This window comes from Pseudomonas sp. FW300-N1A1 (genome assembly GCF_058789115.1).
Window position 1 is genome coordinate 18755 of the sequence record NZ_JBYTBK010000043.1, and the last position, 21032, is coordinate 39786.

Genomic DNA, 21032 nt, shown 5'->3' on the forward strand with positions numbered 1-21032 from the left:
GCTCGGCCATCCCGGTCAACAGCTGCGCCAGGTGGCGCCCCAGTTGCGCCACGCTGCCCGCCGCGAAACGCGCTCGTTGGTAGCTCAAGTGCACCGAGAGTTGGGCATCCAGGCTGACCAGCAAGGTCAACGGGTAGTTGGTCTGCTCATGGGTAGTCACTGGGCCGAAGTGCAGCCCTTGGGGTGCGCCTTGCTCCAGGGCTGCGGAAATCGGGTAGTTCTCGAACACCAGAATGCTGTCGAACAGGGCTTCGCCGCCCTGCCCGGCCCAGCGTTGCAGATCGGACAGCACCGTGTGCTCGAACTCGCGCAGAGCCAGGTTCTGGGTCTGCACGGTTTGCAGCCAACTGCTCAGCGTTTGCTGCGGATCCGGGCTGGCGATCACCGGCAAGGTGTTGATGAACAGCCCGATCTGTTGCTCGCTGTCCGGCACGTCTGCCGGACGCCCGGCCACGGTCGCCCCGAAGGCCACGGTGCGTTTGCCGGTGTAGCGCTGCAACAGCAGCAACCACGCCGCTTGCACCAGGGTATTGACGGTGACTTTGGCCTGGCGGGCAAACTCGCTCAGGCGACGGGTCTGGGTGACGTCGAGCACTTGATAGTGATCGCCGTAGCCGCCGACCTCTGCCGGCGCCGGCAGCGGCAATGCATCGGCCAGGCGCGTCGGCTCTTCCAGTTGCTGCAGGGCCGGGGTCCAGAACGCTTGGCTGACGGCGACGTCCTGCTGTTGCAACCAGGCGATGTAGTCGCGATAACGTCCGGGGTGGCGCGCCACCGTTTCACCTCGATAGCGCTGCAACACTTCGCCCAGCAACTGGGCGTTGCTCCAGCCATCCATCAGGATGTGGTGGTTGGTGTAGATCAGGTGGTGGCGATGCTCGGCGGTGCGCACCAGCACCAGGCGCAACAGGGGCGCCTGGTTCAGGTCCAGGCCCTGGGCACGTTCTTCGTCGGCCAGGGTCTGCAAGGCTGCGTCCAGCGCGTCACGTCCGCGCCAGTCGAGCACCGTGAACGGCACCTCGACCTGGCGATACACCACCTGCACCGGGTGTTCGAGATCGCCCTGCCAGAAGAAGCCGCTGCGCAGGATGTCATGGGCGTCGACCACCGCCTGCCAGGCCTGACGGAAAGCCTGCGGATCGAGACCGTCGACGTCCAGGCGCATCTGGTTGATGTAGTCGCCATTGCCCTGTTCCAGCAACGAGTGGAACAGCATGCCCTGCTGCATCGGTGACAGCGGGTACAGATCGTCGATGGCCTGGGCCGGCAGCGGCAAGTTGTCCAGTTGCTGCTGGGTCAGTCGGGCCAGCGGGAAGTCCGATGGCGTGACACCGTGAGACTGGCGGCCGCAGCAATGGCCGATCAGGACGGTCAGCTCGTTCTGGTAGTCATCGGCCAGGCGCTGGATGGTGGCTGGGGAGAACATCTCGCCACTGAAGGTCCAGCTCAGGCTCAGCTCGCCGCCGAACACCTTGCTGTCCAGTGCCAGCGGGTTACCCAGCGGCCCTTGCAGGTTCAGCTCCTCGCCACCGGCCTCGGTGGTCGGCACGAACAACGCACCGTCGGCCTCGGCAAAGCTGCCGTCGAACTGACCCAGGTAGTTGAAGGTCAGGCGCGGCACCGGCAACCCGGCCAATGCGTTGCGCGCAGTCGCGTCCCCCAGGTGCGCCAGCGCACCAAAGCCAATACCCTTGTTCGGAATGGCTCGCAGTTGCTCCTTGATCTGCTTAAGGGACGCGCCCAGCTCCGCCATCGGCGACAGGCGTGCCGGGAACAGGCTGGTGAACCAGCCCACGGTGCGGGTCAGGTCGATGTGTTCGAACAGGTCCTCGCGACCATGGCCTTCGAGCTGCACCAGAACACTGTCGTCGCCAGTCCAGCGCACCATCACCCGCGCCAGGGCGGTGAGCAACAGGTCGTTGACCTGGGTGCGATAAGCCGCCGGAGCTTCTTGCAGCAACTGGCGGGTCAGGTGTTTATCCAGCTGGCTGCGGATGCACAGCGCCTGTTGGTGCTGTTGGCCACCGTTCGGGTTGTCGCAGGGCAATGCCACTGGCGCGCCCTGCAATTGCTGCTGCCAGTAAGCCAGCTCCGCCTGCAACGACGCACTGGTGGCGTACTGTTGCAACTGCTCGGCCCAGGCTTTGACGGCGCTGGTCTTGGCTGGCAAGTGTACGGACTCACCAGCCAGGCGTTGGCGGTAAGCCGCTTGCAGGTCTTCGAAGATAATCCGCCAGGACACGCCGTCCACCACCAGGTGGTGAACGATCAACAGCAAGCGCTGCGTGCCGTCCGCCAGGGTCGCCAGCACGGCGCGCATCAGTGCACCGCCTTGCAGTTCAAGGCTGCGCTGGGCCTGGTTACCCAAGGCTTCGAGGGCGGCCAGGTCCGCGACATTGGCTTGCCACAGCACCGGCTCACGCAACCACAGTGCCTGCAGGGCGTCGATATCGCGGTAGTGCGCCGACCAGTCCCCGGACGGTTGGGCAAACCCCAGGCGCAAGCTGTCGTGATGCACGATCAAGGCCTGCAAGGCCTGCTCCAGGGGCTCGGGCGCCAGGGTTTGCGTAGGCTTGAGCATCACCGACTGGTTCCAGTGATGACGATCGGGAATCGCTTGGGCGAAGAATACCTGGTGCACCGGCAGCAGCGCGGTTTCGCCTGTCACCGGGGACTGGTCGATGGCCTGCAACGGTTCACCGGTACGTACCACGCCGGCCAGCGCCTGGAGGGTCTGGTGCTGGAACAGGTCTTTAGGGGTGAATCGCAGGCCGGCCTGACGGGCGCGGCTGACCACTTGAATCGAGATGATCGAGTCGCCGCCCAATTCAAAGAAGTTGTCGGCCAGACCGACCCGGTCCAGCTTCAGCACGTCCTGCCAGATCGCCGCCAGTTGCTGTTCCAGTTCACTGCGCGGTGCCACATAGGCCTGCTGCAACTGACTGAGATCGGGTTGCGGCAGGTTCTTGCGGTCGAGCTTGCCGTTGGGCGTCAGCGGCAGGCTGTCGAGCAACAGCAGGTAGGCCGGGACCATGTGCGCCGGCAAGCTGGCCTTGAGCTGTTCGCGCAGGGCTTCGGCAAAGCCGGCCCGTTGCACGCTCACATCATCTGCCACCACGTAGGCCACCAGGCGCTTGCCACTGCCACCTTCCCGGGCGACCACCACCGCCTCGCGCACCCCTTCGAGGGTTTGCAGGCAGGCTTCGACTTCGCCCAGTTCAATCCGGAAACCGCGAATCTTCACCTGGTTGTCGATGCGTTCCAGGTAGTCGAAGGTACCGTCGACACGCTGGCGAACCCGGTCGCCAGTGCGGTACAGCAGGCCGCCGGTGGTGCTGAACGGGTCGGCGACAAAACGCTCGGCACTCAGGCCCGGACGGTTCAGGTAACCCCGGGCCAGGCCACTGCCACCCAGGTACAGTTCACCGGCCATGCCTTGGGGCAGCAGGTTGAGGTCGGCGTCCAGCACGTAGGCGCTGCGATCGCCAATCCGGCTGCCGATCGGTGCGTAGGCGGCACCGCACGCCTGGTCGCGACCGGCCTTCCAGATCAGTGGCGTGACCACGGTTTCGGTCGGGCCGTAGCCGTTGATGATGTACTGCGGGTTCAGCGCGCGCTTGACCCGCTCGAAACTGGCCGTGGGCACCGCATCGCCACCAAAGCAGTAGATGCGTACCGGCGGCGGGTTGCCGACCCGTTCGGCGTGTTCGGCCAGTTGTTGCAGGTAGACCGGCGGGAACGCTGCCACCGTGATGCCATACTCGCGCATGGCGTTGTAGGTCTGCTCCGGGGTCCACAGGCTGTCATCGCGGATCAGCAGCGACGCACCGTGGGTCAGGCTGGTCAGCCAGCGCTCATGGGCACCGTCGAAAGCGAACGACATGAAGTGGAATTCGCAGTCGCTGGCCTGCATCTCATAGCGCTCGCCGATGGCCAGGCAATGCATCGCCAGCGGACCATGGGCCACACTCACACCCTTGGGGTGGCCGGTGGAACCGGAGGTGTAAATCACATACGCCAGGTTGTGCGGGTGCAGCGCCACCTGAGGCTCCGTCAGGGCGTGGGCCTTGAGGTCCAGACGGTCCAGTTCCAGCACAGTCAATGCACCTTCGATCGGCAGTTGCGCCGACACACTCGAATCGCTGAGCAACAGCGCCAGGCCTGCATCCCGGATCAGGTACGCCAGGCGCTCACGCGGGTAACCGGTGTCCAGCGGCACATAGGCGCCGCCGGCCTTGAGCACCGCCAGCAAGGCGACAATCAGCCCCTCACTGCGGGGCAAGGCAACACCCACCCGCACTTCCGGGCCAACGCCCCGGGCGATCAGCGCATGGGCCAGTTGGTTGGCGCGCTGATCCAGCTCACCGAAACTGAAACGCTGGCCGGCGAAAATCACCGCGGTGCGCTCCGGCTGTTCGCTGGCCCATTGGGCAAAACGCTGGTGCACGGCGATATCGACCGGATACGGCTGCGGCAGGTTGTTGGCCCGTTGTTCAGCCTGCTCCTGGGCATTGACCAGGGCGATGTCCCCCAGGGGTTGTTCGGCCGAGTCGGCAAATCGCTCGATCAAGTGCAACAGATGAGCGCTGATGCGTTCGATGGCGACCGCGCTGAAATGCGCCCGGTCGAAACTCAGGTGCAGCGCCAGGGTTTCCCCCAGTGTCACGCCAAGGGTCAGCGGGTAATGGGTCCGGTCCTGGTTGACCACCTCCCCGAACACCACGCCTTGGGCCGTGCCCTGTTGCAAGGCTTGGGCGATTGGGAAGTTTTCAAACACCAGCAAGGTGTCGAACAGCGACTCACCGCCCTGCCCGGCCCAGCGCTGGATGTTCGCCAGCGGCGTGTGCTCGAACTCGCGCAGGCTGAGGTTCTGCGCCTGTACCGCGGCCAGCCAGGCCGCCACCGTCTGCTCGGGGTGGGAACCGGCGATCACCGGTAAGGTGTTGATGAACAGACCAACCTGTTGTTCGATCCCCGGCAACTCGGCCGGCCGCCCGGCCACCGTGGTCCCGAATGCCACGCACGGGCTAGCGGTGTAACGCTGCAACAGCAGCAGCCAGGCTGCCTGGACCACGGTGTTGAGCGTCACCTTGTGCTGCCGGGCAAAGCGGTTCACGCGCTGGGTGCGGGCCGCGTCCAGTTGGTCATGGTGCAGCCCATGTCCGGTCTCGCTGACTGGCTCGCGAACGGTCGCCGCCAGCAGGGTCGGCTCTTGCAGGTCGGCCAGTTGTTTGCGCCAGAAGGCTTCGCTGACGACCGGATCCTGACGGTGCAGCCACTGGATGTAATCGCGATAACGCCCCTGAGGACGGGCCGGCGACAGGCCGCTGTAGCGCTGGAGGACCTCGCCGAGCATCTGCGCACTGCTCCAGCCATCCATGAGTATGTGGTGGTTGCTGAAGATCAGGTGATGACGCAGTTCAGCGGTGCGGATCAGGGTCAGGCGCAGCAGCCCCGCCTGCGCCAGGTCGAAGCCCCGGGCCAGGTCGGCGGCGGCGAAGTCCTTGAGCGCCCGGGCGCTGTCCGGGTGTTCGCGCCAGTCGAGCAGCACATAAGGCAACGCCAGCCGGCGATGAATGATTTGCAGCGGTTGCTGCCCACCGTCCTGCCAGAGGAAACCGCTGCGCAGGATTTCATGGACATCGACGGTGGCTTGCCAGGCGGCGCAAAAAACCTCGGTGTCGAGACCGTCGACATCCACGCACAACTGGTTGATGTAAGTCCCGCTGACCTGTTCGTACAGGGTATGGAACAGCATGCCCTGCTGCATCGGCGACAGCGGGTAGATATCTTCGATCTCGGCCGCCGGGACCTGGATAGCATCCAGTTGAACCTGATCAAGCAGCGCCAGCGGGAAGTCCGACGGCGTGACGCCCATGGTCTGCGGCAGGCAGCAATGGCTGATCAGCGCTTGCAGTTCGCCGGTGTAGTCATCGGCCAGGCGCGTGATGGTGGTGTCATTGAACATCTGCGTGCTGAAGGTCCAGCGCAGGTCCAGTTCGCCGTCATACACCTGTCCCTCGACACTCAGCCAGTTGTCCAGCGGCGCTTCGAGGCTTTGCTCGGCACCGGCACGCTCACCGGCAGGCCTGAACAGCGCGCCCTCATCGGCGTCGAAGCTGCCGTCGAACTGTCCCAGGTAATTGAAGGTGATGCGCGGCACGGCCAGCCCTTTCAAGTGGTCGTGCGCCCGCAACAGACCAAAGCCAATGCCTTTGTGCGGCACGCCGCGCAGTTGCTCCTTGACCTGCTTGAGGCTGTCCGACAGCGAGTCGGCGGGCGTCAGGCGCAGCGGATACAGGCTGGTGAACCAGCCCACCGTGCGGGTCAGGTCGATGTCGTCGAACAGCTCCTCGCGGCCGTGGCCTTCGAGCTGAATCAGCGTGTCGGCGTGGCCGGTCCAGCGCCCGACGACCCGGGCCAGCGCGGTCAGCAGCAGGTCGTTGACCTGGGTGCGGTACGCAGCAGGGGCCTGCTGCAACAGCTGCCGGGTGAAGGCTTTATCGAGGCGACTGTGGGCGACCCGGGCATGACGGCTTTGCAGGCTGCCCTGCGGCTGATCACAAGGCAGGTCAGCCATAGCGCTCAGTTGCGCGGCCCAGTAAGGCAGTTCGTTCTGCACGGCTTGCGTCGCAGCATGGGCCTGCAAGCGCTCGGCCCAAACCTTGTAGGCGTGGGTTTTCGCCGGCAGCTGCACTGCGATGCCTTGTTGCGCCCGCTGATACGCCGCTTGCAGATCTTCCAGCAGAATCCGCCAGGACACGCCGTCCACCACCAGGTGATGCACCGCGAGCAACAGGCGCTGGCTGCCATCGACCAAGGTCACCAGCACCGCGCGCAACAGGGGTCCGCGTTTCAGGTCGAGGCTGCGCTGGGCCTCGGTGTACAGCGCTTGCAGCTCATCGACGGCCACGCCTTCACAGGTCCACAACAGCTCGGTGGCATCGAGCACACCAGCCGGCACGGACGCCTGCCAACCTTGCGCGGTCTCCTGGAAACAGGTGCGCAAACCATCGTGATGGCTGACCAAGGCCTGCAAGGCCTGGGTCAAGTGCGGTGCTTGCAACGGTTCATGGGGACGCAACAGCACCGCCTGGTTCCAGTGGTGACGCTCGGGGATGGCGTCCTCGAAGAACAATTGCTGGATCGGCAACAACGGCAGCGCACCGGTCACCGGGCCCTGATCGATGGCCACAACCCCATCGCCCGAACGCGCCACCGCCGCCAGCCCCTGGACCGTCTGGTGCTGGAACAGGTCGCGGGCGCTGAAATGGATCCCGGCCTGCCGCGCACGGCTGACCACTTGAATGGAGATGATCGAGTCACCGCCCAGCTCGAAGAAGTTGTCGGTCAGGCCGACCTGCTCCAGCTTGAGCACGTCCTGCCAGATCGCCGCGAGGGTCTGTTCCAGTACACTGCGGGGGGCCACGAAGGCCTGTTGGATCTGGCTGGCCTCCAGCGCAGGAAGGGCCTTGCGGTCCAGTTTGCCGTTGGGGCTCAGGGGCAAGTGGTCGAGGAACACCAGGTGCGCCGGCACCATGTAGTCCGGCAGGCAATCCTTGAGCCCGGCCTTGATCGCTTCGCGCAACTCGCCCTGGACCTCGGCCGATGCATCAACCAACGTCTTGTCCGTGGGCACCAGGTACGCCACCAGTTGCAAGCTGCTGGCACCCTGCACCGCCAGCACGATCGCTTCGTGCACCCGGGCCTGCTCCAGCAGGCGCGCCTCGACTTCGCCCAGCTCGATTCGGAAACCGCGAATTTTCACCTGGTGGTCGACACGGCCAACGTACTCGATCACCCCGTGGGCGTTGAAACGCGCCAGGTCGCCGGTGCGATACAGGCGCGCGCCCGTCGTGGAAAACGGGTCGGGGATAAAGCGTTCGGCCGTCAGCTGCGGTCGTTGAAAATACCCCCGGGCCAGCAACTCGCCGCCGATCATCAACTCGCCCACCACTCCGACCGGGGCGGGCAGGCCGTTGTCGTCCAGTACATAAGTGTGTCGTCCCGGCAGCGCCCGGCCGATGGGCAAGGTCAGCGGCAACGGCTGTGCGCCGGACAGGTACTCCCTGCAATCGAAGGTGGTGGCCGTGACGGTGGCCTCGGTGGGGCCGTAGGTGTTGAGCAGTTTCACGTGCGCCAGCCCGGCCTGACGCCAGGCCAGCACGCCTTCAGGCGGCATTGCCTCGCCACCGCTGTGCACCTGGCGCAACGCGGCGTAGTCGCGGGGGCCGACGGCGGCAAATTCCTTGGCCACCATGTTCCAGTAGGCGGTGGTCAGGTCCATGACCGTGATCCGCTGCTCGATGATCTGCCGGTACAGGGTTTCGCTGTCCCAAACCTCGTTCCCCCGCAGCACCACCGAGGCACCACAGATCAGCGGCCCGAACAGTTGCTCGCCAAAGGCATCGAAGTTGAAGGTGGCGAACTGCAGGGCGCAGTCGCTGGCACTCAGGCCGTAATAGTGCACAGAGGCGAACGCGTGCTTGCTCAAGGCTCCATGACTGATGGCCACGCCCTTAGGCCGGCCGGTGGAACCGGAGGTGAACATGACATAGGCCAGGTTGCTGGCGGACAGCGGGACATTCAGATTGCGCGAGTCGGTGTTGCCCCAGGCCTCATCGCCGTCCAGGCACAGGCCGTTCACTCCCGCCGGAATCGGCAGGCGCTCAAGCAGAGCGTGCTGACTCAACACCAGATGACAGGCGCTGTCTTCGATCATGCATTGCAGGCGATCACGTGGGTATTGAGGGTCCAGCGGCACGTAGGCACCACCCGCCTTGAGCACCGCCAGCAGACCGACCACCAGTTCCAGGCCGCGCTCCAGTGCAACGCCCACCGGGTGTTCGGGGCCGACGCCCCGCGCCACAAGAGTCCGCGCCAAGCGGTTGGCCCGTGCGTTGAGCTGGCCGTAGGTCAGCTGCTGTCCCTCGCAGATCAACGCCACGGCGTCGGGCATCTGCTGCGCCTGGTCTTCGAACAGCTCATGCACGCAGCGTTGGCTGGGGTAAGTCGTATCGTGGCGCCCCCAGCCTTCGACCAGCAGTCGATACTCCTCGACGCTCAGCAACGCGATATCGCCCACCCGCTGCCGGGGATCGTCGACGATTCGGCGCAGCAAGTGAGTCCAGTGCTGTGCCAGGCGCTCGATGGTGGCCGGTTCGAACAGGTCGCTGGCGTAGGTGAACGCCGCGTGCAACTGCCCGGCCTTTTCATAGGTGTCCAGGCTCAGGTCGAACTGGGTGCTGCGGCTTTCCCACTCGATCACCCCCAGTTCCAGGCCGGAGCCGACCTTCAGCGTGGTGACGTCGGCGACTTCCGGCTGGTGGTTGTACATCACCTGGAACAGCGGGTTGACGCTCAGGCTACGTTCGAGTTTCAGCGCCTCGACCAGGCGCTCGAACGGCAGGTCCTGGTGGGCCTGGGCACCGAGGGCAGTTTCCTTGAGGCTGGCCAGCAGATCGCCGAGACGGGTCTGCCCATCCAGTTGCACACGCAGGACCTGAGTGTTGACGAAAAAGCCGATCAGCCCTTCGACTTCACCGCGATTGCGGTTGGCGATCGGCACGCCGATGCGCAGGTCGGTCTGGCCGGTGTAGCGATGCAAGAGGATGTTGAAGGTGCCCAGCAGCAGCATGAACAGGGTGACCCCATGCTGCCGGGCCACGCCACGCAGGGCATCGGCCAACGCGGTGTCTATCATCTGCTCGACGCGCCGACCGAGGTTGCTCGGCAGCACCGGGCGCGGATGATCGGCGGGCAATTCCAGCACCGGGTGCTCGTCCCCCAACTGCGCCAGCCAGTAATCGAGCTGGCGCTGCTGCTCGCCCGCTTCCAGCCAGCGCCGTTGCCACAAGGCGTAGTCGCTGTACTGCACCGGCAACGGCGCCAGTTCAGCCGGTTGCCCCTGATCATGGGCGTCATAGAAACGGCAGAACTCGTCGATCAGCACATTCATCGACCAGCCATCGGAAACGATGTGATGCAGGGTCAACAACAGCACGTGTTCCTGCTCGGCCAGCTTCAGCAGGCGCACGCGCAACAGCGGGCCGTTGGCCAGGTCGAACGGCAACAACGATTGCTTCTGGGCGTCGAATCTGACCTGCGCTTCACGCTCGTGCGCGGGCAAGGCGCACAGGTCGACACGCTCGATGTCCAGCGGCTGGTACAACGGGACTTGTAGCAGGCTGTCGTCGGGTTGTTGCTGGAACACGGTGCGCAGGGTTTCGTGACGGGCCACCAGGCTGGCGAAGGCTTGCTCCAGGGCCTGTTCATTCAAGCGCCCGGTGAGGCGCACCGCAGCCGGCAGGTTGTAGGCGCCACTGTGAGGATCCAGGTGCCAGAGAAACCACATGCGCTGCTGGGCGTAAGACAACGCCTGGCGATCCTCGGCCTCGACGCCTGCCGGAATCGGCAACCGGGAGAACTCCACGCCTTCCTTGTGAAGCGCAGCCAGGAACATCTGGCGCTTTTCCAGAGGCAACCCGATAAACCGGCGAGCAAGTTTCAAGGAGTCTTCAGCATTCATTTCTCAGCATCCGGATCAGTAAACAGGAAGCACAAAGGCACGTGATCCCTATAAAACGAATGCAGACAGGAAAAATTAACGAATGAGAATAAGTATCAAAAAAGGACAAAAAGTAGTGAGCTGGGGTGTTTTTCGTGGCGAGGGAGCTTGCTCCCGCTGGGGTGCGGAGCAGCCCTGAAATCAGTCACCTCGATGGCATGAACGAGCTCAGGGCGGCGTCGCCCCGAACGCGGACCGGCCGACGGGAGCCCGCTCCCTCGCCACGGTGAAGCCAGGGCTAACCCACCGCCACCCTGGCATGGCGCCGATGATGGATTTCCAGGTGATTCTTCACCGCGCGCAGCACCCTGGCTTCTTGCTCATGAATGAAGAAGTGCCCGCCCGCGAGCATGTCCACCGAGAAGCTGCCCAGGGTTTCCTTGCTCCAGCCGATCAATTGTTCGGGGGTGGCGCGGTCGTTCTTGCCACCGAACACGTGGACCGGGCACTTGAGCAGCGGGCGTTCAACGGGGGCAAAACGCCCGCACAACAGAAAGTCGGCGCGCAGGATCGGCAGGGTCAGGCTCATCAGTTCTTCGTTGCCCAGCACCTCTTCGCTGGTGCCTTGCAGGCTGCGTAGCTGCTCGATCAATTGGGCGTCGGTCCTGGGTTCGGCGAAGCCACGGTCATAGTCCGAGCGCAAGGTCGGTGCGGCTGTCCCGGAGGCAAACAGCGCTACCGGTTCCGGCACGCCCAGGGTGCGCAAGGCATGGGCCATTTCACAGGCCAGCAAGGCACCCAGGCTATGACCGAACAAGGCATAAGGCGCCTTCAGGGTCGTGCGTTGTTCGCGGGCCAATTGCTGTGCTAGCGCACGCATGTCGGTCTGCAACGGCTCGTCGAACCGCGCGCCGCGTCCCGGCAGCTCCACTGGCCTGACCTGCAGCCAGTCCGGCAGCGTACGCCGCCAGCGGCTGTAGACCATGGCGCTGGCGCCCGAATAAGGCAGGCACAGCAATGTCAGCTGGGTCACCGCATTTCCCTCACATACAGGTTGTCTGTAAGGGGAACGGATGATGCCCGGAGCAAATTAGTCGCAACCGCTCAGGCCAGTCGGCGAAAGCTCTGCACCGCCGCACCCAGCACCACGACACCGGCCGCAATCGCCAGCCAGAAACCGCTGCGGGCGCCAAAGGCATCCACCAGCCAGCCGGAACCCGCCGCGCCGATGGCCACGCCAATACTCAGGCCGGTGACCAGCCAGGTCAGGCCTTCGGTGAGTTTGGCCGGCGGTACGATGCGCTCCACCAAGGCCATGGCCACAATCAGCGTCGGAGCAAAAAACAGTCCGGAAACAAACATCGCCAGCGCCAGCCCGAAGATATTGCTCGCCAGCAGCAACGGCAGCGTGGTCACCGCGGTCGCCACCCCGCCATACAGAAACAGGCGCGGCAGCGGCACGTCGAATTTCAACGCCCCGAACGCCAGGCCCGCCAGGCACGAACCGATGGCGTACACGGAGAGCACGATACTCGCCGCCGCCGGCTGCCCCTGCTGCTGGGCGAAGGCCACGCTGACCACGTCGATCACCCCCACGATGGTGCCCAGGGCGATCATCAGCAGGATCAGCAAGCGCACTTCCAGCGAAGCAATGGCCGAGCCTGGCTGCTCCCGATCATGGGGGTGAATGGCCGGCTCGGTGCTGCGTTGCAGCACGAACGCCGTCACGCCGATGGCCAGCGCCAGCAACGCCGCCAACGGCCCGGCCTCGGGAAACACCACCACGCACAAGCCCACCGACAGCGGCGGGCCGACGATAAAGCACACCTCATCGAGCACCGACTCCAACGCATAGGCGGTTTGCAACTCGGGTTGACCACGATAGATCTCGGTCCAGCGCGCCCGCACCATCGCCGACATGCTCGGCATGCAACCGGCCAGTGCGGCGAACACAAACAGCGTCCACTGGGGGGCCTGCAGACGGGTGCACAGCAACAGTAATAACAGCGCACCGCCGCCGACCAACGCCGCGACGGGCAGCACCCGGCCCTGACCGAAGCGGTCGACCATCCGTGACACCTGCGGCGCGCAAAACGCCGTGGCCAGGGCGAAGGTCGCCGCCACCGAGCCGGCCAGCGTGTAGCCGCCCTGCAGTTGCGCGAGCATGGTGATCAGGCCGATGCCGGTCATGGAGATCGGCATGCGCGCGAGCATCCCGGCCAGCACAAAGGCCCGGCTGCCCGGGGCCTTGAATAACACCGAATAAGGGTTTGCCATCGGGGGTCTTGCCTCTCCTTGGGGGGTGCAACTTGCCATAAAGCCTCCGTGCATTAAAATCACATACGATACGTATGTCTGAAATCATGCAAACATACGCAGCGTATGTCAAACCGCAGGATCGTTTCGAGGGACACCATGGGCCAGCAACCACGCGCCAAAATGATTGAACAGACCCGCGCCAAACTGATCACCAGCGCCCGCCACGCCTTCGGCACCCAAGGCTATGGCAATACCTCAATGGACGACTTCACCGCCCAGGTCGGCCTGACGCGCGGTGCGCTGTATCACCATTTCGGCGACAAAAAGGGCTTGCTGGCGGCCGTGGTCGCGCAGATCGACAGTGAAATGGACGCCCGCCTCGACGCCATCTCTGCCAGTGCCGGCGACCCATGGAGCGGGTTCTGCCAGCGTTGCACGGCCTATCTGTACATGGCCCAGGAACACGAAATCCAGCGCATCCTGTTGCTGGACGCCCCCGCCGTGCTGGGTGACCTGACGCTGAGCCTGCAACACGACTGTGTGGCTACCCTGAAGCGCTTGCTCGAGCACTTGATGGAACATCACTTCATCACCCCCGCCCCACCCGAGGCCCTGGCGCGCCTGATCAATGGCAGCCTGGTACAGGCGGCGCTGTGGATCGCGCGCGACGATGCCCCGGCAGAGCGATTGCACGAAGCGTTACAGGGCCTGGAGGTGTTGTTGCGGGGGTTGCGCAACCATGCGCCCGTGGGCAAGTAGGGCTCATCCCTGGATCGCTCCGGCAAGCTGGGCACCGATTTGTGGCGGCATCACTTCAGGCATGTGGTGAGCAGCGCCGAGCTTTGACGGCTCCCTGGCCATGCACAGCCTTCAGGGCTAGCTGAAAAGACCGCTCCAGCACCCTACGGTCCTTAAACAACTATCGCGGATCGACAGGGCTGGATCAGCGCAAATGCCTTGTTGCCAGTACTCACCTACCCTCATAAGATCGGCCTTCAACGGGTACAGCGGAGCTGTGCAACAAAAACCCGAATTCAAGGAATCCGAATGAGCCAACGCATCCATCGCAGCATCGACACACCACCGCGCACCGGCCTGACCCGGGACCAACTCTGGGAAGCCGAGGACAAAGGCCTGATCAAATGCTGGGAAATCGGCCGCGAACGCGCCGCCAGGTTTCCCGAGCTGGCCCAGCGCTGCCTGGCCGGTGAACTCCCGGTATTGGGCTGGAAAGGTGGCGTCAGCCGCAGCCTGAAAAAGCGCGAAAAGTACGGTTCCCTCAAATACCTCGCCCAATGGCAGGGCCTGCGCGGTGAGTCCCTGGATGTCGACCTGACCCAGGAACACGAATTGACCTGCTCCAGAACCCGGATGGTCGTGACGTTTACCCCGGATCGTTCGAAGTACATCAATGAGATGGCGGAAATGGAAACCCAGGAGTAAGACCCATGGTGGATTTGCATGAGGAGTTTCAGAACAGCGCTTTCTTTCACGAAGCGCGGATAGATCGCCGATCAGCCGATGCGTTGGTCGGCATCACCGCCGGACTCGCTGCCGATGGAGCAATCAACCAACAGGAAGCCGAGTTTCTCAAGAACTGGATCGAAACCCATCTGGTCCACTTGAGCGATCCGGTCGTCAACCTCCTCTACAAACGCCTCGCCAGCATGCTCAGCGATGGGGTTCTGGATGCTGATGAGTCAGCAGAACTCTTGGAGATGCTGCATCAGTTCGCCGGCCTTCCCATCGGTTCGGCTCAAACCTTCACCGCTCCCCCCAGCCTTCCCTTGAACAATCCTCCCCCCATTCTCAGCTGGGTTGACCGGGTATTTCTCTTTACCGGGGTCATGGCCTATGGCCCGCGCAAAGACTGTGAGTCCCTGATTCTCGAACGCGGCGGATTGATTGGTGGCTCTGTCAGCAAGAAGGTCCACTATCTGATCGTCGGCAGCATCGGCAATGATCAATGGTTGCATAGCAGCTACGGCACCAAGATCAAAAGGGCCGTGGAGCTCCGGGAGAGTGGCACGTCGATTGCGATCATCAGCGAAGAGCACTGGCAGAAAATGTTATTCGCCTGACTCCCCCACGCACTCTCTTGAAAACCGCTCCCGATACGCCTGCGGTGTCACGCCCATGGCCCGCAGGAAACTGCGGCGCAGGGTTTCTTCGCTGCCAAAGCCGCATTGCGTTGCGATCCGCTTGATTGGCACGATCGTGTCGCCCAGCAGGCGGCGGGCGGTTTCGACGCGGATCTGCTCGATGGCCCGCGCCGGGGTCTGGCCGGTATCGGCGCGGTAGTGGCGGATGAAACTGCGTTCGCTCATGCCGGCTTGCAGCGCCAGCGCCGGTAGGCCGAGGTCCAGAGTGAGGTTCTCGGCGATCCAGGTGTGCAGTTCGTCAAACCGACTACCTTGCCGTTGCAGGTCCAGGGTGACGCTGAACTGGGATTGACCGCCCGGGCGCTTGAGGAACACCACCAGTTGCCGCGCCACGTCCAGCGCCATGGCCCGCCCCAGGTCTGCTTCCACCAGCGCCAGCGAGAGGTCGATGCCGGCCGTGACCCCGGCTGAAGTCCAGACCGGGCCGTCGTTGATGAAAATCGGATTCGGCTCGACCCGCAGGCGCGGATACTGCTGCGCCAGTTGCTCGCACCGCGTCCAGTGCGTGACCACCCGACGGCCGTCGAGCCAGCCGCTGGCGGCCAGCAAAAACGCCCCCGTGCACACCGACGCCACGCGCCGCGACACCGCCGCCTGCTGACGCACCCAGTGGACCAGGCCACTGTCTTGCGCCGCCGCGTATGTCCCCCAGCCACCGGCGATGATCAGGGTGTCAGAGGGTTGCTCCGGCAAGGGTTCGGCGAACATGGCCAACCCCGCCGAAGACCGCACCGCCCCGCCCCCGGCGGCAATCACCGTCGGCGCATAGGGTGGCGGCAACCCTTGCTGGGCGGCGATGTCATTGGCCGTGGCAAACACCTGCAACGGCCCGGTGACATCCAGCAATTGCACATTGGCGAAGGCCAGCACATGAATGGTTTTCGGCGAGTTCGACATGATTGGCGTGATTCGAGGGCTTATTGGCGTATACGCCAAATCCTACGGGCTTACAGTCAAACCGTCCACCCATGCCGGGTGAGTGTGTGCAGACTCAGGAGAGAGCGTCATGACGTTGCAGATTGGTTTTCTGTTGTTCCCCCAGGTGCAGCAACTGGACCTGACCGGTCCCTACGATGTGCTGGCCTCGCTGCCGGACGTGAAGGTGCATTTGATCTGGAAAGACCTGATCCCCGTGACGGCCAGCACCGGCCTGGTCCTCAAGCCGACCACCTCCTTCGATGACTGCCCGGACCTGGATGTGATTTGCATTCCCGGTGGCAGCGGCGTTGGCCCGTTGATGGAAGACCCGCAGACCCTGGCGTTCATTCAGGCCAAGGCCGCCAAGGCCCGCTATGTCACCTCGGTATGCACCGGGGCCCTGGTACTCGGCGCCGCCGGGTTGCTCAAGGGCAAGCGGGCGACCACCCACTGGGCGTATCACGACTTGTTGAGCCCGCTGGGGGCGATTGCGGTGAAGGACCGGGTGGTTCGCGACGGCAATCTGCTGACCGGTGGCGGGATCACGGCCGGCATCGACTTTGCCCTGACGCTGGCAGCCGAGTTGTATGGCGACGACGTCGCGCAGTTGCTGCAGTTGCAACTCGAATACGCACCAGCACCACCCTTCAGCTCGGGCGACCCGCTCACCGCGCCCAAGCGCGTACTGGAACAGGCCCAACTGCGAGTGGCCGATGCGTTGCATCAACGCCGGCAGATCACCGAGCGCGCCGCGGCCAGGCTCGACAAAGCCCAAGCCTAAGTGTGACTGGCGTGTCGGTCATTGGCTACGAATGAGCTGACTGTGCCATCGCCATAGGCCCGCTCCACCCTGGAGATCACCACCTGATAGCCCGCGTACCACTTGCGGTATTGACGCTTGGCCTCCAGGTGGCGCGGGTGAGTGGCGAAGGCGCGGATCGAGGCTTCGTCCTGCCAGTAGTAACTGGCGTTGACCAGTTCGCCATCGGCCGAACACCAGGACTGGGTGCCGACAAACCCCGGAAGGCTGATGGCGACCTCGTCAATCAGCGCGCTCAAGCGCTTGAATTCTTCGTCCCGTTGCCCGGGTTTGTAGATGAAGGCGGCGATGTACATGTGGACTCCTTGTTGATCAATGATTCAGGGCGTGGGCGTCATCAACGCCAGGCGGATGGCCAGCAGCACCAGCACCACGGCCAGGCCCAGTGACTGAAGACGAACGAAGGGGCCATGGGTCGAAAAACGTCGACTCAGAGCGCCGCCGAAGACTCCCAGCACACTGTGAAACACAGCGCCGACCAGGCTCAGCACCACGCCCAGCATCATCAGTTGTATCGCGATGGGTCCGTATTCCGGGCGCACGAATTGCGGCAGGAAGACCATGAAAAACAGCAAGGCCTTGGGGTTGAGCAGGCTGTTGAACATGGCCCGCAGCAGGACGGTTTTTAGCGGCACCAGGGTGACCGGCGAGCCGCTGACGGTCGACGACGTGTGCAGGGCCTTGAACGCCAGCCACAGCAGGTAGGCCACCCCGGCATAACGAATCAATTCGAAGGCCGGTGGCCAGTGGGCGACGAGGGTCGTGATGCCCGCGGCTGTCAGCGCCGTGAGCAGCAGGTCCGCCAGGCCAATCCCCAGCCCCGAGGCCACGCCACCGCGCCAGCCGTAACTGACGCCATGGCTGATGAAAAACGCCATGTTCGGTCCCGGCGACAGGAGCAGCAGCATCACTGCACCGACAAAGATCCATAAGCTGGCAAGGTCAATCATGGCGCCTGCACTCAGTCTGCAAAGGCTGTAGATTAGGCCGTCGATCTGATACAAACAAAAAATTGATCTAGATACAAACCAACGGAAAACCATGGCCCGTATACGCTATAAACGCCTGGTCGATGAGTTCGCCCGGCAAATCCACAGCGGTGAACTGTCACCCGGCATGCAACTGCCGACCATTCGCGCGCTGATGAGTCGCGAGCGTATCGCCCTGGCCACCGCGCTACGGGTCTACAACGAACTGGAAGCCAGTGGCCTGGTGGTCGGTGAAACCGGGCGCGGCACCTTCGTGCGTGACAACACCCTGCCTCGCGGCCTGGGCCTGGAACAACAGCCATTGAGCTCGGGGGCGGTGGACCTGACCTTCAATTACCCTTCGGTGCCCGGCCAGGCCGAGCTGCTGCGCGAAGGGCTGAGGGCGATTGCCGCGTCCGGCGACCTCGACGCCCTGCTGCATTCGCCGCCCCAGGGCGGTCGCCCCCATGAGCGGCAAACCGCCGCCCGGCATTTGCGCAACCGGGAGATTCGGGTCGCCGGTGATCAGGTGCTGATCGTCAATGGTGCCCAACAGGGCCTGGCCGTGACCTTGCTGGCGCTGCTCAAGCCGGGTGATGTGCTGGCCCTAGATGCCCTCACCTACCCCGGCCTGAAAACCCTCGCCCAGGTCCATCGCCTGGACCTGGAAACCCTGCCGCAAGTCGCCGGACACACGGACCTCGACGCCCTCGAAGCGCTGTGCCAACGCCGTCCGGTTCGCGCCGTCTATACCATGCCGACCCTGCACAATCCGCTGGGGACCGTCATGCCCCACGCCGACCGGCTGCGCCTGGTGCAGTTGGCCGAGCGCCATGGGTTTCTGATCATTGAAGACGGTGCCTATGCCTTTCTCGCGGAACCGGCACCCAAACCCCTGTTCAGCTGGCGCCGGAACGCACGGTGTACATCGGAGGCCTGTCAAAAAGCGTCGCGTCGGGTTTGCGTGTCGGGTTCATCGTTGCCTCCAGAACACTGATACCCGCACTGGAGCAGGCGATTCGGGTGTCGAGCTGGAGCACCCCGTCGCTGACCGTCGCGCTGGCCTGTCGCTGGATCGACAGCGGCGTGGTCGATGACCTCGAAGAACAAAAGCGCCGGGACGCCCGGCATCGACAAACACTGGCGAGGCGGATCCTGCGTCACAGCGAGCTGATGGCTCACCCGTCGTCCTACTATTTCTGGCTGAAATTACCCGAAGGCTTGCGCGCCGACACCGTGGTCGCCGACCTGGCGCGTAACGGCGTGATGGTGACCAGCGCCGAACCCTTTGCCACTACCGAACATGTCCCCCACGCATTGCGCGTCGCGATGGGTTCGATCGGCATGGCAGCACTCGAGCAGGCACTGGAGATGCTGCGGGAGGTGGTCGAGGTGTGAAGCGGCTTTATCGCGCCCATAAAAAAACCCGCCGAAGCGGGTTTTCAAGACCATGACGACATCCTGTCGATGCGTTCCTTGCATATGGCCGATCATCCATGACCCTGAGTACATCCTGTGCTCAGTTGATGGAGCAAGAATACCCTTGGGATCCAAAGCGCAATAGACGACATAGTTAGCATTGCGTGTAAGACATTCGCTATAGAAACATTGCGAAAAACCTTGCCGCCAGCTGTCCTCCAGCGCCGCTGGCCGCTGGAAACACACCGGATCGATTGCAGAGGATGGGCTCACGCCGAAAGAGGATACCGGGGTCGCGAAATCGCGACCCCATTGATAACGGATGATGGGGCATGCGGGGTATCAGTGGGTGGCAAGGTACGTCTCGATATTGTTCATTTGCTCCTCCCAGCCACGGCTGTCCATACGGAACGCCTTGAGGCGACGCTCTGCCGGGATGTTGTCGAAACCTGACTCAATGACCCGCAGCAACGTGCCGCCGTCCATGTCTTCGAGTTCGAACAACACCAGGGTGGTGGGTTCCGAGGAATAATCCACCGCGGGCTCCACCGCATAAGGATGCCAGCGAAACGCAAGCACCCGCTCCGGCTCGACTCTCATCACCTCCACGTCCCAGACCAGGTGCTCATAGCCCGGGTAAGTGATTTTCCCCTGGGTACGCTCGCCCGCCACGAAACGCTTGCCGCCCAGTGCGACGCCAAACCACTGGCCAAAGGACTCGGCATTGGCCAGGGCCCGCCAGACTTTCGAGCGTGGAACCCTGAGCAGGATCTTTCTTTCGATGCGATCTGATGTGTGCATAGGGCACCTCCTTTGATGAACACTAGGCGCGGACGACCGAACGGGCAATCCTGCCGATGCATCCAACACTTACGACTCGCCCCGGCGATCATCGTTCAGCGTGGGGCAACGCCCGGTTATCGGTGCTAACGTGGGCTTTCGACCGTTCGTCAGCCGCGTAAAGGAAGACACCATGAGTACACTCCACGGCAGTTGCCTGTGCAAGGCCATCGCCTATGAACTCGACTGCCTCGACATGCCCGTCAGTCACTGCCATTGCCACACCTGCCGCAAGGCGCATGGGGCTGCGTTCGCCTCGACGGCCGGGGTCATGCGTGAGCATTTTCGCTGGATCAGGGGGCAGGAGCTGCTGACATCGTTCGAGTCATCCCCCGGCAAACTGCGGCATTTTTGCTCGCGCTGCGGCTCACAGCTGATGGCCGAACGCCCGGCCCAGCCCCATGTGATTGTGCGGGTGGCCACCCTGGATGATGACCCGGGCGTGACGCCACAGGCGCACATCTGGACCACTCACGATGTGCCGTGGCTGGCGTATCAAGGGATCCCTGAGCACGCACAGTGGCGGCCGGCCTGAAGCTTGCGCAGACCTGACGAGTGTTCTTCAATCACCCCCACTCAATGTCCCGACCTCAAGCGAGCCCTCCCATGCGCTTACCGTGTTTACTGGCCCTTGCCCCCCTGCTGCTGGCCTTCGGCGCCCAGGCTGACGACTGCGCCAACGCCGTCGACCAGCGCACGATGAACGCGTGCGCCGCCAAGGACTACCAGAGCGCCGACAAACAGCTCAACAGCCTCTACAAGCAGATCAATGAGCGCCTGAAGGACAACCCCGAGAGCAAAAAACTGCTGGTGGGTGCACAACGCGCCTGGGTTGGGTTTCGTGATGCCGAGTGCGGGTTCTCCGCCTCCGGGGTGGCCGGTGGCAGTGTCTACCCGCTGATCCACAGCCGTTGCCTGGCCGAGCAGACCAAGGCGCGGGTGGCTGTGTTCAAGACCTACCTCGAGTGCCAGGAAGGCGACCTCGGCTGCCCGGTGCCCGGGGCTTGATACCGGGCTGGCGGTGAGTGCCGCCCTTTATTTTGGCTGAAACTTTTTCGCGCGCAAAAACAAAACCCCCACCTGCAGATGCAGATAGGGGTTTCGGAATTTAATCTTGACGATGACCTACTCTCACATGG

13 protein-coding genes and 2 pseudogenes (1 of these 15 cut by a window edge) are annotated in these 21032 nt (G+C 63.6%); 8 read left to right on the top strand and 7 right to left on the bottom strand.

Annotated elements, in window-relative coordinates:
• The 3 genes from AC3WQN_RS21995 to AC3WQN_RS22005 all read right to left on the bottom strand — a co-directional run.
• On the bottom strand, positions 1–10528 hold the 5' portion of the coding sequence (locus AC3WQN_RS21995) for a non-ribosomal peptide synthetase (RefSeq protein ID WP_103401324.1). 1910 nt of this gene lie to the left of the window's left edge; 10528 of the gene's 12438 nt are visible here — the first part of the coding sequence; the start codon lies at positions 10526–10528; its stop codon lies off the left edge, out of view.
• A gap of 277 nt (positions 10529–10805) precedes the next feature.
• On the bottom strand, positions 10806–11540 hold the full coding sequence (locus AC3WQN_RS22000) for a thioesterase II family protein (protein WP_103401325.1): 735 nt from the start codon (positions 11538–11540) through the stop codon (positions 10806–10808).
• A gap of 71 nt (positions 11541–11611) precedes the next feature.
• A complete protein-coding gene (locus AC3WQN_RS22005; protein WP_095147296.1) occupies positions 11612–12784 on the bottom strand; it encodes an MFS transporter in 1173 nt (390 codons plus the stop codon).
• A 138-nt stretch (positions 12785–12922) separates the two neighbouring features.
• Here AC3WQN_RS22005 and AC3WQN_RS22010 point away from each other — a divergent pair, with 138 nt between their 5' ends.
• The 4 genes and pseudogenes from AC3WQN_RS22010 to AC3WQN_RS22025 all read left to right on the top strand — a co-directional run bounded on the left by AC3WQN_RS22010 (position 12923) and on the right by AC3WQN_RS22025 (position 14847).
• Positions 12923–13525, top strand: a complete 603-nt coding sequence (locus tag AC3WQN_RS22010) for a TetR/AcrR family transcriptional regulator (protein ID WP_103401326.1) — start codon at positions 12923–12925, stop codon at positions 13523–13525.
• Positions 13526–13612, top strand: a pseudogene (locus AC3WQN_RS22015) (hydrolase); the annotation flags it as partial.
• 201 nt (positions 13613–13813) lie between these two features.
• On the top strand, positions 13814–14209 hold the full coding sequence (locus tag AC3WQN_RS22020; protein WP_103401327.1) for a hypothetical protein: 396 nt from the start codon (positions 13814–13816) through the stop codon (positions 14207–14209).
• Positions 14210–14214: 5 nt separating this feature from the next.
• Positions 14215–14847, top strand: coding sequence for a BRCT domain-containing protein (locus AC3WQN_RS22025; protein ID WP_103401328.1), 633 nt, complete (start codon positions 14215–14217; stop codon positions 14845–14847).
• On the opposite strand, the gene AC3WQN_RS22030 is transcribed toward AC3WQN_RS22025, so the two are convergent.
• A complete protein-coding gene (locus AC3WQN_RS22030; RefSeq protein ID WP_103401329.1) occupies positions 14836–15825 on the bottom strand; it encodes a GlxA family transcriptional regulator in 990 nt (329 codons plus the stop codon). The genes AC3WQN_RS22025 and AC3WQN_RS22030 overlap by 12 nt on opposite strands.
• 109 nt (positions 15826–15934) lie before the next feature.
• Here AC3WQN_RS22030 and inhA point away from each other — a divergent pair, with 109 nt between their 5' ends.
• Complete coding sequence (gene inhA, locus AC3WQN_RS22035; protein ID WP_103401330.1) at positions 15935–16627, top strand: isonitrile hydratase; 693 nt, start codon at positions 15935–15937, stop codon at positions 16625–16627.
• On the opposite strand, the gene AC3WQN_RS22040 is transcribed toward inhA, so the two are convergent.
• Together AC3WQN_RS22040 and AC3WQN_RS22045 are read right to left on the bottom strand one after the other, a co-directional pair.
• On the bottom strand, positions 16624–16962 hold the full coding sequence (locus AC3WQN_RS22040; RefSeq protein WP_103401331.1) for an antibiotic biosynthesis monooxygenase family protein: 339 nt from the start codon (positions 16960–16962) through the stop codon (positions 16624–16626). The genes inhA and AC3WQN_RS22040 overlap by 4 nt on opposite strands.
• A 24-nt stretch (positions 16963–16986) precedes the next feature.
• Entirely contained in the window at positions 16987–17616 is a 630-nt protein-coding gene (locus AC3WQN_RS22045) for a LysE family translocator (RefSeq protein ID WP_103401332.1), read from the bottom strand.
• Between the two features lie 91 nt (positions 17617–17707).
• Here AC3WQN_RS22045 and AC3WQN_RS22050 point away from each other — a divergent pair.
• Positions 17708–19032: pseudogene (locus AC3WQN_RS22050) on the top strand (aminotransferase-like domain-containing protein).
• 363 nt (positions 19033–19395) lie between these two features.
• Here AC3WQN_RS22050 and AC3WQN_RS22055 read toward each other — a convergent pair.
• A complete protein-coding gene (locus AC3WQN_RS22055; RefSeq protein ID WP_103401333.1) occupies positions 19396–19854 on the bottom strand; it encodes an SRPBCC family protein in 459 nt (152 codons plus the stop codon).
• Between the two features lie 172 nt (positions 19855–20026).
• On the opposite strand from AC3WQN_RS22055, the gene AC3WQN_RS22060 reads away from it, so the two are divergent.
• Both AC3WQN_RS22060 and AC3WQN_RS22065 read left to right on the top strand, forming a co-directional pair.
• The gene (locus tag AC3WQN_RS22060; RefSeq protein ID WP_103401334.1) at positions 20027–20428 is read left to right on the top strand and encodes a GFA family protein; all 402 of its coding nucleotides are present in this window, start codon (positions 20027–20029) and stop codon (positions 20426–20428) included.
• Positions 20429–20499: 71 nt separating this feature from the next.
• Complete coding sequence (locus tag AC3WQN_RS22065; RefSeq protein ID WP_103401335.1) at positions 20500–20901, top strand: lysozyme inhibitor LprI family protein; 402 nt, start codon at positions 20500–20502, stop codon at positions 20899–20901.
• Positions 20902–21032 lie beyond the last annotated feature (131 nt).

Excerpts from the sequence above, each read along its gene's own strand:
- AC3WQN_RS22010 (WP_103401326.1), top strand. The coding sequence starts at position 12,923 with ATGGGCCAGCAACCACGCGCCAAAATGATTGAACAGACCCGCGCCAAA.
- AC3WQN_RS22040 (WP_103401331.1), bottom strand. The coding sequence starts at position 16,962 with ATGTACATCGCCGCCTTCATCTACAAACCCGGGCAACGGGACGAAGAA.
- inhA (WP_103401330.1), top strand. The coding sequence starts at position 15,935 with ATGACGTTGCAGATTGGTTTTCTGTTGTTCCCCCAGGTGCAGCAACTG.
- AC3WQN_RS22045 (WP_103401332.1), bottom strand. The coding sequence starts at position 17,616 with ATGATTGACCTTGCCAGCTTATGGATCTTTGTCGGTGCAGTGATGCTG.
- AC3WQN_RS22055 (WP_103401333.1), bottom strand. The coding sequence starts at position 19,854 with ATGCACACATCAGATCGCATCGAAAGAAAGATCCTGCTCAGGGTTCCA.
- AC3WQN_RS22005 (WP_095147296.1), bottom strand. The coding sequence starts at position 12,784 with ATGGCAAACCCTTATTCGGTGTTATTCAAGGCCCCGGGCAGCCGGGCC.
- AC3WQN_RS22065 (WP_103401335.1), top strand. The coding sequence starts at position 20,500 with ATGCGCTTACCGTGTTTACTGGCCCTTGCCCCCCTGCTGCTGGCCTTC.
- AC3WQN_RS22060 (WP_103401334.1), top strand. The coding sequence starts at position 20,027 with ATGAGTACACTCCACGGCAGTTGCCTGTGCAAGGCCATCGCCTATGAA.
- AC3WQN_RS22020 (WP_103401327.1), top strand. The coding sequence starts at position 13,814 with ATGAGCCAACGCATCCATCGCAGCATCGACACACCACCGCGCACCGGC.
- AC3WQN_RS22025 (WP_103401328.1), top strand. The coding sequence starts at position 14,215 with ATGGTGGATTTGCATGAGGAGTTTCAGAACAGCGCTTTCTTTCACGAA.
- AC3WQN_RS22030 (WP_103401329.1), bottom strand. The coding sequence starts at position 15,825 with ATGTCGAACTCGCCGAAAACCATTCATGTGCTGGCCTTCGCCAATGTG.